We start from the raw sequence: 1,006 nt of genomic DNA, 5'->3' as shown, positions 1-1,006 counted from the left end.
GCCGACAACGCCGCGCTGCTGCAGGCGCTGGGGGTGTGGGCACAGATCGAGCGCGCGCAGGTGTGCCCGTACCGGCGCATGTCGGTCTGGGATGCCGCCGGTGGCGGCGATCTCACCTTCGATGCGGACACCCTGGGCCGGCGCGAGCTGGGCTGGATCGTCGAGAACGGATTGCTGGTGGACCGGCTGTGGGCGGCGTTGCCGGCGGCCGGAGTGCAGGTGTATTGCCCGGCACGGTGGAATCGATGGAGCAGGACGCGCACAGCGTGCGGCTGCGCCTGGACGATGGCCGCCGCGTCGAAGCGGCCATCGCCATTGCCGCCGATGGCGGCGAATCGACTCTGCGCACGCTGGCCGGACTGGAGGTCAGCAGGCACGACTATGGCCAGCGCGGCGTGGTCGGCTACATCGACAGTGAGCGGCCCAATGAGGCCACCGCCTGGCAGCGCTTCCTGGATACCGGTCCGCTGGCGGTGCTGCCGTATGAAAAGTACCGCAGCTCGATTGTCTGGACCCTGCCCGATGCCGAGGCCGAGCGGGTGCTGGCGCTGGATGATGCCGCGTTCGGGCGCGAACTGACCAACGCCTTCGCCGGACGGCTGGGGCCGATGACACCGGTCTCGCCGCGTGCGGCGTTCCCGCTGCGCCGGCAGCTGGCCAAGGCCTATGTCGCCGGCCGCGTGCTGACCCTGGGCGATGCCGCGCATGTGGTGCATCCGCTGGCCGGGCAGGGCGTGAATCTGGGCCTGCGCGATGTGGCCGGGCTGCGTGATCTGGTGCGTCAGGCCCGGCAGCGCCGGCAGGACTGGAGCACACCGCACCGCCTGCAACGCTGGGCGCGCACCCGTCGCAGCGAGAACACGGTTGCCGCCTACAGTTCGATGCGATCAACACGCTGTTCTCCAACGAGAGATGCACCTGACCCTGGCGCGCGGCACCGTGCTTGGCCTGGCCGGGCGGCTGCCGCCGTGCTGTCGATGCTGTGGAAGCGCGCCGCCGGCGTCTA

Annotated in this window: 1 pseudogene; it reads left to right on the top strand. The window is 70.7% G+C overall.

Going from position 1 to position 1,006, the window contains the following annotated elements:
• A pseudogene (locus tag JCM9942_RS16730) lies at positions 1-1,006 on the top strand (FAD-dependent monooxygenase); the annotation flags it as partial.

Origin of the sequence: Stenotrophomonas pictorum JCM 9942, from assembly GCF_001310775.1 — a bacterium.
Taxonomy (GTDB): Bacteria; Pseudomonadota; Gammaproteobacteria; order Xanthomonadales; family Xanthomonadaceae; genus Stenotrophomonas; species Stenotrophomonas pictorum.
This window is presented reverse-complemented; position numbering and strand designations above follow the sequence as displayed.